The following is a 20,545-nucleotide window of genomic DNA, read 5'->3' as shown; positions in this document are numbered from 1 at the left end:
GATCGTCCCCTTGCGGGGAGGTAGATGTAAAAATTCAATCGATTTATGCCGGATTGACGAATGGGGAATTCATACCGTGGATAAAGCGCCGATCAAAACGATGGAGGATTTTTCCGAATTCGTCGGCCTGTCTCGGCCGACGGTTTCCAAATACTTCAATGACCCCTCGTCTGTTCGCAGCAAGACCCGCGATCTGATCGAGGCTGCCATCAAGGAATCCGGTTTTCGGCCGAATATGTTTGCGGTGAATCTCAATAGACGCCGCAGCAACATATTGGGGATCATCATTCCCAATTCAACCGACCCCTTCTACATGGCCCTCACGCGCCGTGTGGAGTTGCTGGCCAATGAAGCCGGTTTTCTGGCCTTCATCCTGTCATCGGATGGCAATCCTGAGATTGAACAGCGGGCCATTGAAACGCTGAAGTCCATGAATGTCGCCGGTGCCATTATTGCACCGCTTGGCGTTAAGTCACATCACCAGACGCTTGCGCAGCTTGGCGCCAGCATTCCACTGATTTACGTGGATTCACCACTGGATGAGACCTCGTCGTTCGTCGGAACCAATAACCGCCAAAGTTTCCAGCTGATTGTCGATTATCTGTGCCGCTCGGGTGAACCGCCTTGCTATCTCGGCATGCCAGGCGTCAACAACAATGCCACCAGCCGTCGGCTGGCCTATATCGATGCCATGGAACAATTACGGATAGAGCCGAAACTCGTTATAACATCAGAAGGCCGGGACTGGGACTTCGAAAAATTCGGTTATGACGAAACCATGCGCACCCTCAAGGAGCATGGGAGTTTCCCAACAAAGACTGTTTTGTGCGCCAACGACCGCGTGGCATTTGGTGCCATTGCTGCGGCATGGCAATCCGGCCTGAAGGTTGGACGTGGTGTGGATTGCGACATTCGTATCGCCGGCCATGACGATCACCCACTGTCACGTTATGCCTGTCCCCCGATCACCACGGTTGCCCAGAACTATAATGAGATTGGCCGACTGGCGACCGAACTGTTGCTGTCAAAACTTGGCGAAGCAACCGACGCAAAAAACGAGATTCCGTCGGACGAACGTATTTTGCTCAACGCCGAAATCATGCTGCGCGACTCTGCGTGAATGTGATAAGCGGAACCTCCCACCACTAATGAATGGAAACATGCCATGAAGAATGAAATGCGGTCCCTTCCCTCCTCCCTGAGCGAGGCTCACGCCGCTTTTCTGTTCGACATGGATGGAACCCTGTTGAACTCGATTGCCGTCGTGGAACGCGTGTGGCGTGAATGGGCAGTTGATAACGGCATTGAACCGACTGCATTTCTGCAGCGTATTCATGGCCTCCGCGCCATCGAGGTAGTTCGCCGCGAAGCTGTGCCTGGTCTCGACGTTGTAGAGCAGGCCGACATTCTGCTGCAACGCGAAATGGATGATGTTGACGGCATCATCAAAATTCCGGGAATCGCAGACTTCCTGTCGAAAATTCCTGAGGGCCGTTGGGCTATTGTCACATCAGCCCCTCGTCCGCTTGCCGTCCTTCGCCTCGCCGCAGCCGGCATCGTTCCGCCTGAGATCATGATCTGCGGTGAAGATGTCGAAAACGGCAAGCCAGACCCGGAAGGTTACCTGAAAGCCGCCAAGCTGCTTGGCGTCGATCCGACACAATGTGTGGTATTTGAGGATGCACCGGCTGGTATCAGTGCAGGCGAACGCATGGGCGCAAACGTTGTGGTGATCAGCGCAACACACTCACATCCAATCGAGACGGATCATCTTGCCATCGACAGTTATGACGAGTTGGACATTACAGTGACCGAGACTGGTGCTCTGCGTCTCGATCGCGCCAACGTTACGGCCCGCTGAGCTTTCCAACAAGCGCTGTCGTGACGAGGTATCCTGACAGGGATGCAATTCCTGTCAGGAATGTACCCCAGATGATGTCAACCACAGTCATCGACACCGACCAGCCCTTTAGGGTTGAAAGATTGGTCATGTCGTATGTGCCATAGGCGAGCATTCCCAACAGTGCGCCACTGATAAGCGCGGTTGTCCAATTGCCGGAAGTGAGCGCAGGCCAAACGCCGAAATAGACAATACCGGCCACGTAGAAAAGATAGAATATACCGGCAGCCGTTAAGTTCGGCTGCTCCAGCAACAGTGAACCGATGCGGCTGCGGTAAAAGGTGCGGGTCATGGTCGAAAGCCAGATGAAATCCAGGCCGAAGAATACCACAGCCGTTGCGACGTAGGCCGCCAGGTATTTCACCATATCATCTCTCCCTTTTTTTCGCAGGTTAAATGCCAAGAAGCGGCTGTACCAGACGGACAACCCAGCTTCTGAATTTCAAAGGTGCATCCGTCACCGCAAGGCAGATACAATCAGCTTGCGTCGAAGCAACAGGCTTATGCACCAGTTCTGAGTCCGCATCTTCTATGTCGCCACGGCCATAGCTGTCTGTTTCATCGGTAAAGCTGCCACTCAGAACGAGGGTAAGTTCCCGCCCTCCATGACCATGCTCCGGCACCGGCTTTCCGGCAGGTATACGCAGAAGACGCACACTGGTTTCATTATCGCCAGTTTTAATCGGCAAATGGTAGGCGCCACGCCCCAATGACTTCCACTTCACATCCGAGAGATCACCGCCAACATAGGAGCGTAGAGGTTCAGGAAGAACAGTGGCATCATGCGTAACAGCTGTGCGCTTTACGGGTGATGCTGGCTCATCACCCTCACAGGTGATCCGTGTCTTGATGCTATCCCAGGCAGAGTCGACATTATTATCAGCCGGCAGTCTGTCGATCATGTGTCCGCCAAGTTGCTCGAAACCTCTCATCCTCGAGCGGCAGGCGGGGCACAAGGCCAGATGTGAGGCAACTGCGATGCTCCATCCTTCGCCAAGCGTTCCGGCCGCATAAGACGACAGAAGATCGTCGCTAAGATGATGTCTGATCTCAATCATGCGTCGTCTCCTTGTCCAAGGACGAGACGCAACTTGGCGAAGGCAAGCCGCATGCGCGACTTCACCGTTCCTAGCGGTATATTGAGCTTCTGGGCAATCACGCTATGCGTTGCATCTTCAAAGAACGACATTTCAAGCAATTTCGCCTGTTCTCGCGGCAATCCGGCAAGTGCTGCCTTCAAATGTTCAGCGGTCTGTTGTGCGACCAGCACATTGTCGGCGGATGGCTCTGCATCGGGCACGAACACCGGGTCATCAGGATCAAACTCCGGCCTTTTCTCTTTACGGACCGCATCGATACGCAGATTACGGGCAATCGTGAAAATCCATGTTGAAAGCGACCCCTTGGAGCGGTCATACCTGTCCGCCTTGTTCCACACCGCGATCATTGTCTCCTGCATCAGCTCTTCTGCCAATTGGCTATCTGCAGCGAGTTTTGACATGTATGAACGAACGCGTGGCGCGAAATGCCGGAAAATTATCTCATAGGCATGAATGTCCTTTTGCGCGCTAATCGCGAACATCAGTTTTTCAAATTCATGCTGCCCGCTATCTGCGGCGCCATCATCCATTGCACTATTTCCTCGGCTCTTTCGACGTAATGGAGCAGACCGCCGGAATGTAATTCCAGCTTCCTTTTGCCACGTCAGGGCGCCTATGGAAATATGTGTGTTCATACCGCTTTTACGTCACGACTTGAACAATAGATCACCTGACTCAGTTTTTTTTGATCTGTAGCGATCCAACCTGCATTTCCTTGCGTAAAACATGCATTACAAAAATGAGGTAAGCAGTGGCGACCGAAAAACGATCCACGAACGAGACGAAACGCGTTGCTGTGATTGGCTCCGGCATATCCGGTCTTTCTGCGGCATGGTTGATCTCAAAAAGCGCCTCGGTAACGCTTTACGAAAGCGACGATAGGCTTGGCGGCCACTCAAACACCGTGACTGTTTCCGGCAGCAATGGCGATATTGATGTCGACACCGGCTTTATCGTTTACAATGAACGCAACTATCCGAACCTTGTTGAACTGTTTAAGACTGTTGGCGTTGAAACTCAGCCATCCAACATGTCTTTCGCCGTATCGTTAAACGGTGGCAAACTGGAGTATTCCGGTTCTGGTCTCAATGGACTGATGGGCCAACGCGGAAATATCGTAAAACCCCGCTTCTGGGCCATGTTACGAGACCTTATGCGTTTTTACCGCGAAGCGCCTTTGGCCTTGTCGTCACATGAGATGGACGATTTGACGATCGGCGATTATCTCGACATGAATGGTTATGGTCAGGGCTTTATCGACAACCATTTGTTGCCAATGGGTGCTGCAATTTGGTCGGCCAGCGCACAGGAAATGCGCGCTTACCCATTCAAGGCTTTCATTCGATTTTTCGTAAGCCATGGCCTGCTGACCCTAAAAGATCGACCGCTTTGGCGCACGGTAACAGGTGGCAGCCGACAATACGTAAAGCTCCTGATCGAGACGTTACCCGACATACGTATGTCGACCCGGATCGTCTCGATTGAGCGAAACAAAGACGGGGTCCACATCACCGACGAGCGCGGTAATCGCGAGACGTTTTCGGATGTGGTGTTGGCAACCCATGCCGATCAAGCGCTGGCTCTGCTGTCCGATGCATCGGACGAAGAACAAAATATGCTCGCGTCGTTCCGTTACACCGACAACGAAGCCGTTCTCCACACAGATCCGTCACTGATGCCAAAACGCAAACGCACATGGGCAAGCTGGAATTACATTGGTGAGACGAAACAAGATGGCGCCCAGTCACTCTGCGTGACCTACTGGATGAACCGTCTGCAGAATATTCCAATGTCCGACCCGTTGTTCGTCACGCTTAATCCGGTTCGCGAAATTGCGCCGGAAAATATCTTGCGGCTCATTCCTTATATGCATCCGCTTTTCGACGCCCCTGCACTGGAGGCTCAACGCAATCTCTGGCGCATTCAGGGTAAAAACCGCATATGGTTCTGTGGGGCCTATTGTGGTTATGGTTTTCATGAAGACGGGTTGCAATCCGGTCTGGCGGTTGCAGAGGCAATAACCGGGCAAAAACGCCCATGGACCGTGGCGGACGAATCCGGTCGCATTCATTTACCTCCCAAATTGGAGGCAGCAGAGTAATGTCGCATTCGGCGCTTTTTGCAGGAAAGGTCATGCACATGCGGTACCGCCCCAAGCGGCATCGCCTGCAATACAGCGTCTTCTCGCTTTTACTGGATTTGGATGAACTTCCATCACTAGACAAAAAACTACGGCTGTTTGGTTACAATCGCCGAGCGTTGATCAGTTTCCATGACAAGGACCATGGCGATGGTCAGCCAAACGGCTTGCGGAATTGGGTAGAAATCCGGCTGGATGAAGCCGGTCTTTTGGAGCCTGGCATGCAAATCCGTGTGCTGTGCTATCCACGTATCCTAGGTTACGTTTTCAACCCGCTCACTCTCTATTTCTGCCATGGGAAAAATGGCTTGCGCGCCGTTCTTTACGAAGTGTGCAACACATTCGGTGAACGTCATACCTACACAATCGCGGTTGGGGCCTCGCAGCAGGAGAGCATTCGCCAATCCTGTGCCAAGGATTTTTACGTCTCACCCTTTGTGCCGATGAACTGCCACTATAATTTTCACATCGAACCACCCGGTGAAAACGTTCTGGTGCGGATCGATGAGGAAGACCCGGATGGCATGCTGCTAGTCGCATCCTTTGCCGCCAACAGACAAGAGTTGAACAACCGTACACTTCTATCCGCCTTTGTGCGCCATCCGTTGATGACGCTGAAAATCACCGCCGGAATCTACTGGGAAGCCCTGCTCCTCTGGCGCAAAGGCGCTCCGATCTATCGCCATAGTGCCGCAACCAACCGGGTTGCAAGCACTGTCGTCAGACCTTCATCTGCAGGAAATCAGGCTCATGACTCACGCTGAAGAAAAGTCTTTTGAAAGCCGCCTGAACAACTTGCCCTTTTGGGCAAGATTGGTGAAGGGCTGGGCCAACCGTATCGTGATCGGCAGTCTGACGATCAGGTTCCCCAACGGCAGCATGCATCATGTAGCCGGAGAGCAACCGGGGCCAGCCGCCACAATCTCGATATTATCAGGCCGCTTCGTTTGGCAGATCATGACGGAAGGCAATCTTGGACTGGCGCGCGGTTATATGGATGGCACCTGGGACAGCCCGGACATTGGCGCTGTTCTCGATCTGGGTTTGGCCAACGAGAAAGTCCTGTCTGGACTGATTGCTATTCCTTTCATGCGCAAGGTCATAGCCAATTACCGGCACCGGAAAAATGCCAACACCAAGGGTGGAAGCCGTCGTAACATTGCCTTCCATTACGACCTCGGCAACAAATTTTACGATCAGTGGCTGGATGGTACCATGACCTATTCCTCAGCCATCTTTCAGCGCCCTGAGCAGCCACTAGATGAGGCGCAAACTGCCAAATATGCACGCATTGTCGAAAAGCTGGATATTCAGAAAGACGACACCGTACTGGAGATCGGATGTGGATGGGGCGGCTTTGCAGAATATGCTGCCCTCACCACCGGTTGCCGCATCCTGTGCCTTACGCTTTCCAATGAGCAGGCACTGTATGCGCAGGAACGCATGCGCAGTGCAGGACTGCTGGACCGTGTGGAGATCCGCATTCAGGACTACCGGGATTGCGAGGGTTCCTTTGACAAGATCGTTTCGATCGAAATGTTCGAGGCAGTTGGCGAGGAAAACTGGCCGATCTATTTCGACAAGGTCAAACATCTACTCAAGACAGGTGGTGAAGCCATGCTTCAGGTTATCACCATTTCCCGCGATCGTTTTGAAACCTACCGCAACACCGCAGACTTCATCCAGACCTACATCTTCCCAGGCGGCATGTTGCCGTCAAACGAAGCATTGGTCAGCGTTGCCAGCCACCACGGTCTCAAGCTGAGTGACCAATATCTGTTCGGCTTGGATTATGAGAAAACGCTCCTGTGGTGGGACCGCGCATTTTCCGCGCAGTGGCACAATATTGAACCCCTTGGCTTTGATAGCCGCTTCAAGCGCATGTGGCGTTATTACCTGCATTATTGCGCCGCAGGTTTCCGTTCCGGCCGCATTGATGTCGGCCAGTTTCATTTTCGATTAGAATAACAAGCATAGCAGTATGCTTCCTCTCCACCTTTATAAAACAGGAGCCGGAAGATGGTTTCACAAGCAGTCGTTTGGCTTCGCAACGACTTGAGAATTGGCGACAACCCTGCACTTGATGCAGCGCTTGCAAGAGGCAGTTCGGTTACAGCCGTTTATATACACGAAACGGACCATAACCTGCGCAAACCAGGCGCCGCGGTACAATGGTGGCTAGAACAAAGTCTTGCCGACTTTTGCAAACGGCTTGAGAAACTAGGCGTAACCCTCATTGTTGAAACAGGAAAATCCGCGGACATCCTGCCAAAGCTGGCAAAAGAGATAAAGCCGGAGGTGGTTTTCTGGAACCGTCGGTACGCACCAGCTGAGCGGGAATGCGATGCGCAGATAAAGACTGAGCTTCGCCAGTCGGGTTTCACGGTAACCTCATTTCATGGCAATCTTCTCCTTGAACCCTGGCAACTCGAAACAGGCAGTGGCGGCCCCTATCAGGTCTTCACACCGTTTGCCCGTTCACTGCGTCAGAAGGGTGTGCCCACGCCCCTGCGTTTGCGCGACACCAAAGCACAATCATCATCTGCCAAGCCTAAAAGCTATGAGCGTCCATCCCCGCCGCATTGGGCTGAAAAGATGGAAGGCTCCTGGCAGATTGGCGAAGAGGCCGGTTACGAGCAGTTCCACGACTTTCTTGATGAGATCGTGAAGTCATATGCCGAAAGCCGCGACGTTCCCGGCAAGCTGGGAACGTCCAAGCTCTCACCCTATTTGCGATTTGGCGAAGTCAGCGTCCGACAGCTTTGGCACAGTGCTCTTCATTACAGCGAGCAACACCCTTCCGTCTCGTCGGGCGTCGAAAAATTTCTCTCCGAGCTGATCTGGAGAGACTTCCATTACCACCAGCTCTACCACCGCAAGGATATTGCGCGTTACGACATGCGCGACGCCATCGCCCATATCGAATGGCAGGAGGACAAAAAAGCGCTCAGCGCCTGGACAAAAGGACAGACGGGCTTCCCAATCGTCGACGCGGGCATGCGGCAATTATGGGCAACCGGATGGATGCACAATCGCGTCCGCATGCTGGTTGCCTCCCTACTCACCAAAAACCTGCTCATCGATTGGCGACATGGTGAAGAGTGGTTCTGGGATACGCTGGTGGATGGCGACATTGCCAGTAATCCCGGCAGCTGGCAGTGGGTTGCCGGTTGTGGCATGGATGCTGCCCCTTACTTTCGCGTATTCAATCCCGTTGTCCAGGGCGAACGGTTCGATGCTGCGGGCGATTACGTCCGTGAATGGGTTCCTGAACTGGCCGACATGCCGAACAAATGGATACACAAACCGTTTGAAGCACCAGACACCGTACTGGAAAAAGCCGGTGTAGTACTGGGTAAAACCTATCCGAAACCTATTGTTGATTTGAAAAGCTCATCGCGTCGTGCACGCAACAGTAAAAAGGGCGAAGAAGACGATCTCTTCGCCTGACACTCAAGGCTTTGCGTCATCCAATCATAGAAGACGTTTTATGTCGACAGTATGTATTGCATCATGTTAGTGCTTGCCAAAAGCACTCCCTCCGTGGTTGGGAAGAGTGACAAAATCGGCGGGAGCGTTTTATGAGCGATCAGGAAAAACACGATGTGCTTGTGGTCGGCACAGGCATTATCGGAGTGATGTCGGCACTTTATCTGCAATCACAAGGTCGTTCTGTAACCCTTTTGGAACGTGGAGAAATTGCACGCGGCGCAAGCTCCGGAAATGCCGGCATTCTGGCGTTCCCCGAAATCATTCCCATTCCTGCGCCGGGTCTCATGAAAAAGGCGCCGCGTTGGCTTTTCGATCCGCTGGGCCCGTTAAGCGTTCCACCATCCTATGCCCTGAAGGTTGCTCCCTGGCTGTGGCGTTTCTGGCGCGCGAGCTCCGAATCCGCCTTCCGGCACGGCCTAAAAACCCAGATCTCGATGATGAAACTGTCTGCCGCGGAGATGGAAGTGATCCGCGCGATGCCCGAACTCTCCGGTTTCTTTACCAACACCGGAACGCTTGATCTTTACGACAGTGAAGCAAGCTTCAATGCCGCTGCTGCCGATTGGGCGGAAAAGGAAAAAGCCGGTTTTGTCTTCAACCGTGTTGGGCGCGCTGAGATCGACGAATTGCAGCCGGGTCTGGCACCACAATTCCAGCACGCCATGTTTACACCTGGCGGCCTGCAGGTCTCCGAGCCATACGAATTCACCAAGGCGATTGCTGAACTGGTCATCGCACGAGGCGGCAAGCTGATTGAGGGCGAAGCGCTACGTCTTGAGCCCCGTGGCGACGAGGCGCGCGTGACCTTGACGGGCGGCAAAACAGTCGACGCGGCAAAGGTGGTCGTCGCCGGTGGCGCATGGTCAAAGAACCTTGGTGCCAGCCTTGGCGAAAACCTGCCGCTTGAGACAGAACGTGGTTACAACACAACCCTGCCCGACCAGTCTTTCAAGTTGACCCGCCAGCTCTATTTCAATGACCACGCCTTTGTCGTGACGCCGCTCTCCACCGGTATTCGAGTGGGTGGTGCCGTCGAACTGGGCGGTCTGTCACTGCCGCCGAATTACCGACGCTCCGAAGCACTTTTGGGAAAAGCTGCAAAGTTTCTGCCCGGTCTGAAAACCGAAGGCGGCAAACAGTGGATGGGTTTCCGCCCATCCATGCCAGATTGCCTGCCGGTTATCGGCGCCTCCAAGGTAAGCCCCGCCATCATCTATGCCTTCGGGCACGGGCATCTTGGCCTGACGCAGTCGGCGGCAACGGGCAAACTCGTCAGCGATCTCGTTGCCGGACGAGACCCGTCAATTTCCATCGATCCATTCCGGGCCGGCCGCTTTGGTTAAACATCACGGCTTTGTCGCGGTCAGAATAAACCGTCGATAAAGCCGTGTTCTCAAACGATCACACAATTTCGCCTGCTTACGCTGCGCCACCGCAATCGGCTCATGCGAGTGCAGGCGAATATCTGAAAACCTGGCGCCCTTCAGCAGTGGAATGATGCGTTCAGGACGAAGCCCGTCCCCGAACGGCAGTTGCTCCATGATGTGTTTATGTTTGGCGCTTTGAGCACTGTCGTAATGTGGATCGGGCGGGGAAAACCGACCAAGAAGCGCAATCAGCTTTGACGCGATGCGACCAACCAGCGTCAATTGTGCCCAGTCCCCGTGAAAAACCAGCAAACGGCCACCGGACTTCAATACACGGTGCCATTCCTGAAACGCCTGTTCAGGCTGCGTCAACGTCCAGACCAGATGACGGCACACGATGGCATCATAGATGTCGTCAGGCTCCATCGTGTTTTCGGCATCAGCAAGCACAAAACGCAGACCAGGTTTTCCCACATGTTTGCGCCGCGCAACTGACAACATGGCCTCGGAGAAATCGAGGGCCGTCACGTCATGACCAATGTCGTGAATAAGCCGTGTCACCTCGCCCGTGCCGCAGGCCAGTTCCAGCACGGATAATGGATGTTCCCCCAGAGCGTCGCGCACTGGCTGCTGCCACGCGTCAAATTCCGGTCCGGGTGGAATGCGATGGCCAAATACCAGATCGAATGTTTCCGACCGTTTCGACCAGTAATCCCTGATATCGTCCTTGAGATGGAAGTTGTCGATGCTCATGATCAAGCCGTCTTATACTGGATATGGCAACGGCCATGGTAAGATGATCGCTCGATACGCGCACTAACTCCAAAAACGTCACGAATGAGCGTTTCCGTCAGCACCTCTTCTGGCGGCCCGAAAGCCACGATCTCCCCTGCATGCATGACCGCAAGATTATCGCAGAACATCGCTGCAAGATTGAGATCATGCAAGGCGACGATACACGTTACTGGCAACCGGGACACCAGCGCCAGAATGTCCAGCTGGTGCTGAATATCGAGGTGGTTGGTTGGTTCATCCAACAGAAGCTGTGACGGCGTTTGCGCCAATGCCCGGGCAATATGAACCCGCTGCTTTTCACCACCAGACAGCGTATGCCAAAGCCTAGACGCTTTATCCAGCATGCCGACATGTCTCAGCGCATCCTGTACGGCGGCCTCATCTTCCGATCTCCACATTGAAATCGGGCTGCGATGCGGTGTTCGTCCAAGCTTGACGACATCGATCACATGGACCTGGATTTCCGTCGTTGCCTGTTGTTCGACAAAGGCCGTACTTTTGGCAATCTGGGCCTGAGAAAGGGTCGCTATGTCCTCGCCGCCAAGCGTAATTACGCCGCTCTGGACTTTGCGGATACGGCAGATGAGCCGCAGCAAACTGGATTTTCCCGAACCATTTGGCCCAAGCAGGCCAAGCGTCGTGCCGGGTGCAGCGTCGAGAGTTACTCCATTGACAATAAGACTGCCGCCTGAGGCCCAGTGAACTTTTTCCAGCGAAATACTCATGCGGCCCTCCGTGCCCGGTAGAGAATAAAGGCAAAAGCGGGCGCGCCAAACAATGCCGTTACCACGCCGATGGGCAGGATTTGCTGTGGGATGATGATACGTGACACGATATCGGCTGCCACCATGAATATGGCACCGATCATCGCAGACACAGGCAAAAGACGCTGATGTCCGGAGCCAGCAATGAACCGTGCGGCATGGGGAATGACCAACCCGACAAATCCGATACAGCCAACGATGCTGACGACGGTTGCCGTCATCAATGCCGTCACGCCAAGCAGAGTTATGCGTACACGACGAACGGGAATACCAAGTCCGGCGGCGGTATCTGTACCGAACATGAAAGCATCCAATGCCCGGGCATGGGCCGCACAAAACACAAAACCCAACAATGCAACGGGTGCAGCGAGATAAACGTCCGGCCAGCGCACACCGGACAGGCTACCGAGCAACCAGAACATCACACCACGCGCCTGTTCTGCATTTGCAGATGTGGTGACGATATAGGATGTCAGCGCATTAAAGAGCTGCGAACCGGCCACGCCGGCAAGAATGATACGGTCGCTGCTGCCACCAGCGCCGGCCGCAAGCAGTGACACGAGAAGAAACGCTACGACGGCGCCCAGAAATGCGCCCGTAGACAGTGTCAAAACACCGTAACCGATGCCCAGAACCATAATACAAACGGCACCGGTTGAGGCACCTGCGGAAATGCCCAGCACGAAAGGTTCAGCAAGAGGGTTGCGCAGCAATGCTTGCAGGATCACACCACAGAGCGCCAGCGCAGCCCCTGCACTTGCCGCAACCAAGGCGCGGCTCAGACGATAGTCCCAGATAACGCCTTCATGGATGCGGCTGATTTCAAACGGCATTCCAAAGGCGCGTTTCATAACGGCCTTAGCCGTCGTATCGAGCGGAATGGAAATTTCGCCGATCGACACGGCAAGACTTATCATGAAGCCGAGAAGCATCAGAAAAAAGACGGTGGCTGCCAAAGGCAGCCACCATGCTGAACGACGTGCAGACATTTCTGTCACTTGGAAATCCCGAGCGCCTGGATACCCTTTGCCAGGATTTCAATGCCATCAATCGTACGAATGGTCGGGTTCATGGACTGTGCATCCATCATGACGAAATGTTTGTTCTTAACGGCATCCATGTGGCTGGTGACCGGATCATTTTCCAGGAAGTCAATCTTGACCGCAGGATCATCGGCTGCATAACGGCGACGATCCATGGTAGCGATCACGACAACAGCAGGGTTGGATTCGGCAATGGTTTCCCACCCGACCAGCGGCCATTCTTCTTCCGTGCTCACGACATTTTTTGCACCAAGCGTTTTCAGAATATAGGCCGGAGCACTGTTTTTACCGGCAATATAGGCGTCGCCCTTCACTTCCTTGCTGGAGAACCAGAAAACAACAGGAAGATTGGCCGACGATGCGTTGCCGATCGACGCGACGGCTGCGGCCTCACGTGCCCTCAGATCGGCGACCAGTTTTTCGCCCCGTTCTTTGATATCGAAAATATCGGAGAGTTCGCTGATCTGCTGATAGATCAGATCCATCGTGAAAAGCTCTTTGCGTACGCCATCGCCACCATCGGCATTGATCTTGGCCACGCAGTCTGCAGGAGAAACATAGGTATTGATGCCAAGTGAACCGAATTGTTCGCGTTTGCCCACAGAACCCTGCGTGCCGACGTGCCATTCGAACTCCGCAGCAACCAGATCAGGCTCTTTGCCGACAACCGATTCAAAGCTGGGGTCATTGTCTGCAAGGCGCGGAATTTGCGCATTGACGCCTTCATATTCTTTCAAAACCGGCCCAACCCAAACAGCGGTACCGGCAATCTTGTCTGCCAAGCCAAGGGAAAACAGGATTTCGGTCATGCCCTGTCCGATCGAAACGATCTTTGCTGGTGCTTTTTCGAACGTAATCGACTGACCGCAATTGGTTACCGTCAACGGATATTGGGTCGCCGCATGGGCACTACCAGAGAACCCGGCAACTAAAACGGTTACAGCACTGAGAGTTTTTATGATGGCACGCATGGAAGCCTTCCGATTGGAAATATTTGAAATGCAGTTGAGATTACGGGAATGAATTGCCCGGTTTGTGCAGCGTTTAGAAAAACGACGCGCGGTTAACCCAACAATGCAATGAACGGAGGCAACAAATGCATATGTTATGTAATAACATGACTATTCCTTTCCGGACAACCCCGCCCGGTGCGTTGGATTAACAAATAACGGCAGGTCTCCTGGCTCACGAATTCACGCCGTTCATCTGCCTTCCCGTGCACTCAGCGGCACAGTGGCATGGTGTAAGAGCTACACCACAAGGATGAGCGGCAATCCGCTTACAGTTGCGGGGGCAGCCATGGCATTGTTTCTTCAACAGAAACGCACCATGTTCCCTATTAATCCCCTCCAGGTACAACCCTTTGGAGAACCGTCGGATGCCACTTATGGCCAAGGGGCAGACAAGGTCAAGGCTATTGCGACAGACCGAACAAAAGAAAACCGCCGCCCCAGAGATTGAGGCAACGGCATTTTTCATTCTCAAAAATCTTGGAGGCTCAGAATTCTGTCCAGTCCGCTTCCTTGGCTGTAGTCGCAGCGGCAGATGAACCGCCACCGAAGGCGCTCGCCAACTTATTGCCCAGTGCACGTGCTGGAGAAGCAATCGGCCTGGACTTTGTCGATGCTGCCACCGGTGCCGGTGCAGCAGGTCGCGAAACCGAAGCGGCGGCGCGAGGAGCAGCAGGCCTTGCGAAACCAGCCATACCGCCGGTGCCTGTCAGTCTGAACTGGCCGAGCAGCGAGTTGAGGGACGTGGCTTCCGTTGCAAGACCATGGCTTGCCGCCGTTGTTTCTTCGACCATGGCAGCGTTCTGTTGCGTGCCCTGATCCATGGTGTTGACGGCGGTGTTGATTTCCTGAAGACCAACCGACTGTTCGCGGGTTGCCTCAGCAATCGCGTGAACATGCTGGTTGATTTCCTGAACCTGAGAAACGATCGCGTCCAGCGCCTTGCCTGTCTGGTCGACAAGGTGAACCCCGGTTTCGACATGCGATGTCGAGGCAGTGATCAACGACTTGATTTCCTTTGCGGCATTCGCGGAACGCTGGGCAAGTTCACGAACTTCCTGCGCCACAACAGCAAAACCCTTACCAGCTTCACCGGCGCGCGCCGCTTCGACACCCGCGTTCAGAGCAAGCAGGTTGGTCTGGAAGGCGATGTCATCGATAACACCGATGATGTTACCGATTTCGCTGGAGGATTTTTCGATCTGCTCCATGGCGGTGACGGCTTCACGCACCACTTCACCAGACTTTTCTGCTTCCTGACGGGTACGGGAAACCAGGTGGCGTGCCTCTTCTGCGCGCTTGGCGGAATCTTTGACCGTCGTGGTGATTTCTTCCAGAGCGGCGGCTGTCTCTTCAACAGAAGCAGCCTGCTGCTCTGTGCGGCGGGAAAGGTCGTCAGCCGAGGAGCGGATTTCATTAGCACCAGCATCGATGGCGCGGGCATTTGTACCAACGCTCTGCATCGCCAGATCAAGCTTTTCTGCTGAATGGTTGAAGTTCTGACGCAGTGTGTCCAGTTGGCCGTTAAATGGATGTGCAATACGCGCAGCCAGATCGCCATCAGCCAGTTTGCCAAGCGCGGCACCCAGCGTATCGACGGCTTTCTGAATTTCTGCGGCTTCCAGGACCTTCTGCTGCTCGCGTTCAGCGCGCTCATTCTCGGTGCTGACGCGATCTTCATCAGCTTGACGGGACAGGCGACCACGTTCAATGGCGTTGTCGCGGAACACGGCCACGGCGGCCGCCATGTTGCCAATTTCGTCCTTGCGGTCCAGGCCGTCAATTTCAGACTTCACATCGCCACTGGCCAGTGTCTGCATGCGTTCGCGCAAACGAACCATCGGTGCAGTGATACCGGCGTGAGCGACGTAAATCGCAAAACAAACGGCCGCCACCAAGCCAACACACATAAAGATGAAGCTCTGTGTAATCGTCGAGCCGATCGATGCGGAAAGCGACTTGCTGCCATTGTCCAAAAGCTGCGACAGTGCGGTGTTGTTGGCACCGGCCTGATCCGAAACCTGCTTTAGCAGTGTTTCCAGCTTTGACTGCATGGCTGGCAGTTCTGCGCCATTGCCGCCGAAATGCAGCTGCAGCATTTTTTCATACATGGTCTGCAGTTCGTTGGTCGAAGCCAGCAACTTCTCGATATCGTCCTTGCGGCTCGGAACCGACGCCGGCACGGCGGCCAGACGGTCCTTGGCAAGCTTGAAGTTGGAGGCGAAGCGTTCACGCATCTCCGGCAGGCCAGGATGCTGAGCATCCATTTGCAGCATGCGTTCGGCCCAGACAACCGACGTCCAGATACCGGAAGCGGCACGGGCGCTCATCATGGCGGAGGTTGCTTCCTTGTCGATGAAGCCAAGGTAGCTGGAGTTTGCATCACTGAACTTGGCGGTAATGAATGTAAAACCACCAAACGAAACCAAGCCGAGCATGAACAAGGTGGAAAGTATCTTCCACTTGATGCTGAGGTTTTTCAACATGTTGGACTTCCTAGAACGAAAGGACAAACGGAATACTGTACCGCAGGGCTGCGGCATTCCGACATCGATTTTTGTGGGAAAACTATGCTTCGACTAAAAGCTCAAACAACAAGCGTCATGCAGCCCCGGAAGGTGTCGTTCGACACCGTTATAGAAAGAAATTGATTAAAAACTTGTATAGCTATCGGTCAAAACCGGGCCGAACGTTATAAAAAAACGCCTTAAAAACAGTATGTTCGACAGTTTTCATATAGATGTGTCAATCTCATTGACAGCGGGGCAAAAACGCGACAATTTGCACCTATTCCGAGGGGGGCATCCTACGATGCTGAGATGGCGGTGAGCCGGACCCTTGAACCTGATCCGGGTCGTACCGGCGTAGGAACGGAAACAGCGGCATAAAGCCCCCTTTTCTCTTCTCCGCTTGCCTGGATCTCCGTGATTGTCACAAGTCTGGAGATCGTAGATGACATTCAAGATTGCTATAGGTGCCGTTCGCGGCCATCGCCCTCATTTGGTTTATCGTTTCATATAAACCCAAATGCGTGTCTCATCCGCCGTTTGCGGCGTGCTGTTGCTGGTCGTTGGCTGGCAGGTTGGCACGTGGCTGTTTGCCCCTGCGCATTATATTCTACCCTCGCCCTATGACGTCGTTTCGGCGCTGTCACGGCAGCCATCCTACTTGCTCGAAAACAGCCTGATCACCCTGACTGAAATGGTGGTTGGCCTTGTATTGGGCACTGGGTTTGGCGTTGGGACAGCTTTCGCAACAGCAGCATTTCCGAGAGTTGGAAAGCTGGTCTGGCCAACCATGCTGATCCTGCAGGCATTTCCCGTGTTTGTCCTTGCTCCCATCCTCGTGCTGTGGCTCGGCTTCGGCATGGCCTCGAAAGTAGCGATGACGACGCTGATCATCTTCTTTCCTGTCGCCTCGGCCTTCAATGACGGCCTGCAACGCACGGAAAGAGCAATTCTGGATGCCGCAGCGCTCACACAGGCAACACACTGGCAGATCCTGCTGCGGTTACGGGTGCCCCTCGCCCTGCCGGGGCTGATTTCGGGCCTGCGGGTCGCAGCGCCGCTCGCACCCCTTGGTGCCGTCATCGGCGAATGGGTCGGCGCGTCCTCAGGGCTTGGTTTCGTCATGGTGCAGGCCAATGCCCGTATGCAAACCGATACGGTTTTTGCAGCCATGGCCATTCTTGCGGTTCTGACCGTGCTTTCTCGCCTTTTTATGGACCGCGTCACCAGAGGGCTCACCCCATGGGCGGTCGAGACTGAACATTCTCTGCCATTTCTTAATTCCTCAAGGAAACACGCCTGATGAAGAAACTTGCCCTTTCTCTTTCTATCGCACTTGCGACGATCCTTCCCGCATCCGTGACACATGCCGCCGACAAGCTGACGGTGATGCTGGAGTGGTTCGTCAATCCCGATCACGCGCCGATGGTCATCGCCGCTGAACGCGGCATCTTCAAAGCTGAAGGGTTGGAAGTCGAGCTGGTACCACCAGCCGATCCATCTTCCGTTCCGCGTCTGGTCGCCGTCAAACAGGCCGACATTGGCGTGCATTATCAACCAAACCTCTATCTCGACAACGCTGCCGGTTTGCCGATCCTGCGGTTTGGAACACTTGTCGAGACACCGCTTAACACCGTGACGGTTCTGGCTGATGGGCCGATCAAAAGCCTGAAGGACCTGAAGGGCAAAAAGATCGGTTTTTCTGTATCCGGTTTCGAAGATGCCATGCTGAAGCGCATGCTTGAGAAGGAAGGTGTCAGCCGTGACGATGTTGAGCTTATCAACGTCAACTTCTCGCTGTCACCTTCGCTGATCAGCGGCAAGGTCGATGCGACACTTGGCGGCTTCCGCAATTTTGAACTGACCCAGATGAAGCTCGCAGGTCACGAAGGTTACTCCTTTTTCCCTGAGGAGCATGGTGTTCCCGCTTATGACGAACTGATCTTCATCACCAACAAGGACCTGGTCTCGGACACTCGCTTGCCGCGTTTCCTTGATGCCGTCGAACAAGCCTCGATCTTCATCACAAACCACCCGCAGGAAGCTTGGGAACTGTTCATCAAAGCCTACCCCAGCCTCAATGACGACCTGAACCACCAGGCATTCATCGACACCCTGCCGCGTTTTGCCAAACGTCCCTCGGCACTGGATCGCGCTCGTTACGAACGTTTCGGCCAGTTCATGCAGGACATGGAACTGGTGAAACAGGCGCCTGCCGTTGAAGACCTTGCGGTGGAATTGCAATGAGCACGGCCCATACAATATCAGCTGAAAAGGCAGCCGATGTGCTCGAGCGGGTGCGGCAAAGCCGCCCTCGCGTCCATTGCCTGATGAACACCGTCGTGCAGAAATTCACTGCCGATGGCATTACGGCGGTCGATGCCATTCCTTCGATGACATCGTCGATGGAGGAAATCGAAAGTTTTGTTCTCAAAGCCGATGCGTTGACCATTAATCTCGGCACGCTGGATGCGGAGCGTCGCAAGGTTATCCTGCTTGCTGTGCAGGTGGCCAATGCGCATGGCAAACCTTGGATCGTTGACCCCGTCCACTGCGACTACTCTCCGTCGCGACTGGCGTTTGCAAGGGACCTTCTGCAACATTCGCCAACCATCATCCGTGGCAATGCGGCTGAAATGGCGCTGTTTGACGACACAGGCAACAGCTTGCGAATTCAAACCGGTCCGCAAGACCATTTGTCTCTCGCAAATCGATCGGTCCGTATTTCCAACGGTCATCCATGGATGGCGAAAGTGACCGGAACAGGCTGCCTTTCCGGCGGCATAATCGCCGCGTTCCTAGCGGTAGAGCCAGACGCGCTGCTGGCGGCCAGTGCGGCCCTGTGTGTGACGGGAATTTCTGCAGAGCAGGCCGCGGTCTACGCCAACGGTCCCGGCACATTCGAGCCGGCATTTCTCGACATGCTGTCGGCCATTGGCCGTCAGGACATCATTTCCCATGCAAGGATAGAACATGACGAAGGTTGATTATCGCCTGAACGCGTTGGTCGATGGCTCCCTGATCGATATCGCCCCGCTGCCGGAACTCGCCCGTATCGCGGCCGAAAACGGCGCAACACTGATTCAATACCGCGACAAGACGGCATCCACCCGTTCGATGATCGAAAGGGCCAAGGAAATTATAGCCGCGCTCAAAACAAGCGGCGTCCCGCTTGTCATCAACGACCGCGTTGATGTCGCGCTGGCGGCTGGTGCAGATGGTGTGCATCTGGGTGCGGACGACATGGATGCAGAGACGGCACGCAGCATTTTGGGCAACGAGGCAATCATCGGACTTACCGTCAAAAATGCCAAGGACGCGGCACGCGCCGCGGCGGCCCCCGTCGACTATGTCTGCATTGGCGGCGTGTTCGAAACAGTATCGAAAAACAATCCTGACCTTCCAGTCGGCATTGATGGTTTCAGTGCGTTGCGGGCAGCACTGCGTCAGCAGCGACCCGAACTACCGGTCGGCGCCATTGCCGGCATCGATTTGGCAAGAACACCAGAGGTCGTCGCGGCCGGTGCCGATGGCATCGCGGTTATCTCCGCGATTTTCAGAGCCAATGACATTGCTGAGGCGACACGCAGCTTCCGTGACGCAGTGGATGCTACACTGGCGGAGAAACACCCATGACCGCCATTGCTTTGACCATTGCAGGTTCCGATAGCGGCGGCGGGGCCGGCATTCAGGCTGATATCAAGACATTTTCAGCGCTTGGTACTTATGCCGCCAGTGTACTGACCGCAATCACCGCCCAGAACACCAGGGGCGTGACGGCTGTTGAAGACATTTCCGTACCCTTAATCGTCGCGCAGATGGATGCCATTTTTTCCGACCTCGATGTCGATGCCGTCAAGATCGGCATGGTGTCCCGGTCGGAGACAATTTTGGCCATTGCAGAGCGACTGCGCCACTACAAACGCGGCGTGGTTCTCGATCCGGTGATGGTTGCAACCTCCGGCGACCGGCTTTTACAACAGGAAGCGATCGAGACACTGAAGCAAGAACTTGTCCCGCTTGCAGCCGTCGTCACGCCCAATCTGCCAGAAGCAGCGCTGTTGACGGATCTGCCCATCGCTGCAAACCAGAGTGAGATGGCGCGCCAGGCAGACGTCATCCTGAAAGCAGGGGCACGCGCCGTGCTGATCAAGGGTGGACACGGTAACGGTCCTGACAGCACAGATCTTCTGCTCGATGGCAACGAAGTCAAAGTCTTTTCCGCACCGCGTATCGACACCAAAAATGATCACGGTACCGGATGCACTCTGGCGGCCGCAATCACCGCGCATCTCGCCAAAGGATATTCGCTAACCGATGCGGTGGAGCAGTCGAAGGATTATCTGCACAAGGCATTGCAAGCGAGTGTCGGCCTTTCAATTGGGCACGGTCGCGGACCCGTACACCATTTTCACGGCTGGTGGTAA

20 protein-coding genes and 2 riboswitches are annotated in these 20,545 nt (G+C 54.5%); of the genes, 12 read left to right on the top strand and 8 right to left on the bottom strand.

Translation table 11 applies throughout. The features are described 5' to 3' along the window. Window positions 1-100 precede the first annotated feature (100 nt). Both ACZ5FM_RS21385 and ACZ5FM_RS21380 read left to right on the top strand, forming a co-directional pair. A complete protein-coding gene (locus tag ACZ5FM_RS21385) occupies window positions 101-1,120 on the top strand; it encodes a LacI family DNA-binding transcriptional regulator (RefSeq protein WP_464041043.1) in 1,020 nt (339 codons plus the stop codon). 45 nt (window positions 1,121-1,165) lie between these two features. Then, complete coding sequence (locus tag ACZ5FM_RS21380; protein WP_464040694.1) at window positions 1,166-1,861, top strand: HAD family hydrolase; 696 nt, start codon at window positions 1,166-1,168, stop codon at window positions 1,859-1,861. On the opposite strand, the gene ACZ5FM_RS21375 is transcribed toward ACZ5FM_RS21380, so the two are convergent. The 3 genes from ACZ5FM_RS21375 to ACZ5FM_RS21365 are packed head-to-tail and all read right to left on the bottom strand — an operon-like array spanning window position 1,848 to window position 3,530. After that, window positions 1,848-2,267, bottom strand: coding sequence for a DUF2177 family protein (locus ACZ5FM_RS21375; protein WP_250985292.1), 420 nt, complete (start codon window positions 2,265-2,267; stop codon window positions 1,848-1,850). The genes ACZ5FM_RS21380 and ACZ5FM_RS21375 overlap by 14 nt on opposite strands. Before the next feature lie 25 nt (window positions 2,268-2,292). Further along, window positions 2,293-2,955, bottom strand: coding sequence for a ChrR family anti-sigma-E factor (locus ACZ5FM_RS21370; protein ID WP_464041042.1), 663 nt, complete (start codon window positions 2,953-2,955; stop codon window positions 2,293-2,295). Continuing rightward, the gene (locus ACZ5FM_RS21365; protein ID WP_312947951.1) at window positions 2,955-3,530 is read right to left on the bottom strand and encodes a sigma-70 family RNA polymerase sigma factor; all 576 of its coding nucleotides are present in this window, start codon (window positions 3,528-3,530) and stop codon (window positions 2,955-2,957) included. Before ACZ5FM_RS21365 ends, ACZ5FM_RS21370 begins: the two co-directional genes overlap by 1 nt. 221 nt (window positions 3,531-3,751) lie before the next feature. On the opposite strand from ACZ5FM_RS21365, the gene ACZ5FM_RS21360 reads away from it, so the two are divergent. The 5 genes from ACZ5FM_RS21360 to ACZ5FM_RS21340 all read left to right on the top strand — a co-directional run bounded on the left by ACZ5FM_RS21360 (window position 3,752) and on the right by ACZ5FM_RS21340 (window position 9,975). After that, window positions 3,752-5,101: an NAD(P)/FAD-dependent oxidoreductase gene (locus tag ACZ5FM_RS21360; protein ID WP_464040693.1), complete on the top strand. Its 1,350-nt coding sequence runs from the start codon at window positions 3,752-3,754 to the stop codon at window positions 5,099-5,101. After that, window positions 5,101-5,904 carry a DUF1365 domain-containing protein gene (locus ACZ5FM_RS21355; RefSeq protein ID WP_464040692.1) on the top strand — a complete coding sequence of 268 codons (804 nt, stop codon included), beginning with the start codon at window positions 5,101-5,103 and terminating at the stop codon, window positions 5,902-5,904. The genes ACZ5FM_RS21360 and ACZ5FM_RS21355 overlap by 1 nt, the downstream gene beginning before the upstream one ends. Further along, window positions 5,891-7,108 (top strand): class I SAM-dependent methyltransferase, encoded by a 1,218-nt coding sequence (locus ACZ5FM_RS21350; protein WP_464040691.1) that lies wholly within the window; start codon window positions 5,891-5,893, stop codon window positions 7,106-7,108. Before ACZ5FM_RS21355 ends, ACZ5FM_RS21350 begins: the two co-directional genes overlap by 14 nt. A 51-nt stretch (window positions 7,109-7,159) precedes the next feature. Then, the gene (locus ACZ5FM_RS21345) at window positions 7,160-8,590 is read left to right on the top strand and encodes a cryptochrome/photolyase family protein (protein WP_464040690.1); all 1,431 of its coding nucleotides are present in this window, start codon (window positions 7,160-7,162) and stop codon (window positions 8,588-8,590) included. Between the two features lie 131 nt (window positions 8,591-8,721). Then, the gene (locus ACZ5FM_RS21340; RefSeq protein WP_464040689.1) at window positions 8,722-9,975 is read left to right on the top strand and encodes an NAD(P)/FAD-dependent oxidoreductase; all 1,254 of its coding nucleotides are present in this window, start codon (window positions 8,722-8,724) and stop codon (window positions 9,973-9,975) included. Between the two features lie 3 nt (window positions 9,976-9,978). Here the strand turns inward: ACZ5FM_RS21340 and ACZ5FM_RS21335 are convergent, their stop codons facing one another. From ACZ5FM_RS21335 to ACZ5FM_RS21315, 5 genes are all read right to left on the bottom strand, one after another. Further along, window positions 9,979-10,752: a class I SAM-dependent methyltransferase gene (locus ACZ5FM_RS21335; RefSeq protein WP_464040688.1), complete on the bottom strand. Its 774-nt coding sequence runs from the start codon at window positions 10,750-10,752 to the stop codon at window positions 9,979-9,981. Between the two features lie 2 nt (window positions 10,753-10,754). After that, the gene (locus ACZ5FM_RS21330; protein WP_464040687.1) at window positions 10,755-11,519 is read right to left on the bottom strand and encodes an ABC transporter ATP-binding protein; all 765 of its coding nucleotides are present in this window, start codon (window positions 11,517-11,519) and stop codon (window positions 10,755-10,757) included. After that, entirely contained in the window at window positions 11,516-12,547 is a 1,032-nt protein-coding gene (locus ACZ5FM_RS21325) for a FecCD family ABC transporter permease (protein WP_464041041.1), read from the bottom strand. Before ACZ5FM_RS21325 ends, ACZ5FM_RS21330 begins: the two co-directional genes overlap by 4 nt. A 5-nt stretch (window positions 12,548-12,552) precedes the next feature. Then, the gene (locus tag ACZ5FM_RS21320) at window positions 12,553-13,572 is read right to left on the bottom strand and encodes an ABC transporter substrate-binding protein (protein WP_464040686.1); all 1,020 of its coding nucleotides are present in this window, start codon (window positions 13,570-13,572) and stop codon (window positions 12,553-12,555) included. 182 nt (window positions 13,573-13,754) lie between these two features. Continuing rightward, window positions 13,755-13,992, bottom strand: a riboswitch (cobalamin riboswitch). A gap of 107 nt (window positions 13,993-14,099) precedes the next feature. Beyond that, on the bottom strand, window positions 14,100-16,097 hold the full coding sequence (locus ACZ5FM_RS21315; protein ID WP_464040685.1) for a methyl-accepting chemotaxis protein: 1,998 nt from the start codon (window positions 16,095-16,097) through the stop codon (window positions 14,100-14,102). Window positions 16,098-16,396: 299 nt separating this feature from the next. After that, a riboswitch (TPP riboswitch) is annotated at window positions 16,397-16,499 on the top strand. Between the two features lie 139 nt (window positions 16,500-16,638). Between ACZ5FM_RS21315 and ACZ5FM_RS21310 the strand changes: the two genes are divergently transcribed. The 5 genes from ACZ5FM_RS21310 to thiD are packed head-to-tail and all read left to right on the top strand — an operon-like array spanning window position 16,639 to window position 20,545. Further along, window positions 16,639-17,421 (top strand): ABC transporter permease, encoded by a 783-nt coding sequence (locus ACZ5FM_RS21310; protein ID WP_464040684.1) that lies wholly within the window; start codon window positions 16,639-16,641, stop codon window positions 17,419-17,421. Next, entirely contained in the window at window positions 17,421-18,365 is a 945-nt protein-coding gene (locus ACZ5FM_RS21305; RefSeq protein ID WP_464040683.1) for an ABC transporter substrate-binding protein, read from the top strand. The genes ACZ5FM_RS21310 and ACZ5FM_RS21305 overlap by 1 nt, the downstream gene beginning before the upstream one ends. Continuing rightward, complete coding sequence (locus ACZ5FM_RS21300; protein ID WP_250985279.1) at window positions 18,362-19,105, top strand: hydroxyethylthiazole kinase; 744 nt, start codon at window positions 18,362-18,364, stop codon at window positions 19,103-19,105. The genes ACZ5FM_RS21305 and ACZ5FM_RS21300 overlap by 4 nt, the downstream gene beginning before the upstream one ends. After that, window positions 19,092-19,754, top strand: coding sequence for a thiamine phosphate synthase (gene thiE, locus ACZ5FM_RS21295; protein ID WP_464040682.1), 663 nt, complete (start codon window positions 19,092-19,094; stop codon window positions 19,752-19,754). Before ACZ5FM_RS21300 ends, thiE begins: the two co-directional genes overlap by 14 nt. Further along, window positions 19,751-20,545, top strand: coding sequence for a bifunctional hydroxymethylpyrimidine kinase/phosphomethylpyrimidine kinase (gene thiD / locus ACZ5FM_RS21290; protein WP_464040681.1), 795 nt, complete (start codon window positions 19,751-19,753; stop codon window positions 20,543-20,545). The genes thiE and thiD overlap by 4 nt, the downstream gene beginning before the upstream one ends.

The organism is Agrobacterium sp. 5Ca50 (genome assembly GCF_055381905.1).
This window is presented reverse-complemented; position numbering and strand designations above follow the sequence as displayed.

Bases quoted from the DNA above. Each gene is read 5' to 3' on its own strand.
- ACZ5FM_RS21385 (WP_464041043.1), top strand. From the start codon at position 101: ATGGAGGATTTTTCCGAATTCGTCGGCCTGTCTCGGCCGACGGTTTCC.
- ACZ5FM_RS21380 (WP_464040694.1), top strand. From the start codon at position 1,166: ATGAAGAATGAAATGCGGTCCCTTCCCTCCTCCCTGAGCGAGGCTCAC.
- ACZ5FM_RS21375 (WP_250985292.1), bottom strand. From the start codon at position 2,267: ATGGTGAAATACCTGGCGGCCTACGTCGCAACGGCTGTGGTATTCTTC.
- ACZ5FM_RS21365 (WP_312947951.1), bottom strand. From the start codon at position 3,530: ATGGATGATGGCGCCGCAGATAGCGGGCAGCATGAATTTGAAAAACTG.
- ACZ5FM_RS21355 (WP_464040692.1), top strand. From the start codon at position 5,101: ATGTCGCATTCGGCGCTTTTTGCAGGAAAGGTCATGCACATGCGGTAC.
- ACZ5FM_RS21350 (WP_464040691.1), top strand. From the start codon at position 5,891: ATGACTCACGCTGAAGAAAAGTCTTTTGAAAGCCGCCTGAACAACTTG.
- ACZ5FM_RS21345 (WP_464040690.1), top strand. From the start codon at position 7,160: ATGGTTTCACAAGCAGTCGTTTGGCTTCGCAACGACTTGAGAATTGGC.
- ACZ5FM_RS21340 (WP_464040689.1), top strand. From the start codon at position 8,722: ATGAGCGATCAGGAAAAACACGATGTGCTTGTGGTCGGCACAGGCATT.
- ACZ5FM_RS21335 (WP_464040688.1), bottom strand. From the start codon at position 10,752: ATGAGCATCGACAACTTCCATCTCAAGGACGATATCAGGGATTACTGG.
- ACZ5FM_RS21330 (WP_464040687.1), bottom strand. From the start codon at position 11,519: ATGAGTATTTCGCTGGAAAAAGTTCACTGGGCCTCAGGCGGCAGTCTT.
- ACZ5FM_RS21325 (WP_464041041.1), bottom strand. From the start codon at position 12,547: ATGTCTGCACGTCGTTCAGCATGGTGGCTGCCTTTGGCAGCCACCGTC.
- ACZ5FM_RS21320 (WP_464040686.1), bottom strand. From the start codon at position 13,572: ATGCGTGCCATCATAAAAACTCTCAGTGCTGTAACCGTTTTAGTTGCC.
- ACZ5FM_RS21315 (WP_464040685.1), bottom strand. From the start codon at position 16,097: ATGTTGAAAAACCTCAGCATCAAGTGGAAGATACTTTCCACCTTGTTC.
- ACZ5FM_RS21310 (WP_464040684.1), top strand. From the start codon at position 16,639: ATGCGTGTCTCATCCGCCGTTTGCGGCGTGCTGTTGCTGGTCGTTGGC.
- ACZ5FM_RS21305 (WP_464040683.1), top strand. From the start codon at position 17,421: ATGAAGAAACTTGCCCTTTCTCTTTCTATCGCACTTGCGACGATCCTT.
- ACZ5FM_RS21300 (WP_250985279.1), top strand. From the start codon at position 18,362: ATGAGCACGGCCCATACAATATCAGCTGAAAAGGCAGCCGATGTGCTC.
- thiE (WP_464040682.1), top strand. From the start codon at position 19,092: ATGACGAAGGTTGATTATCGCCTGAACGCGTTGGTCGATGGCTCCCTG.
- thiD (WP_464040681.1), top strand. From the start codon at position 19,751: ATGACCGCCATTGCTTTGACCATTGCAGGTTCCGATAGCGGCGGCGGG.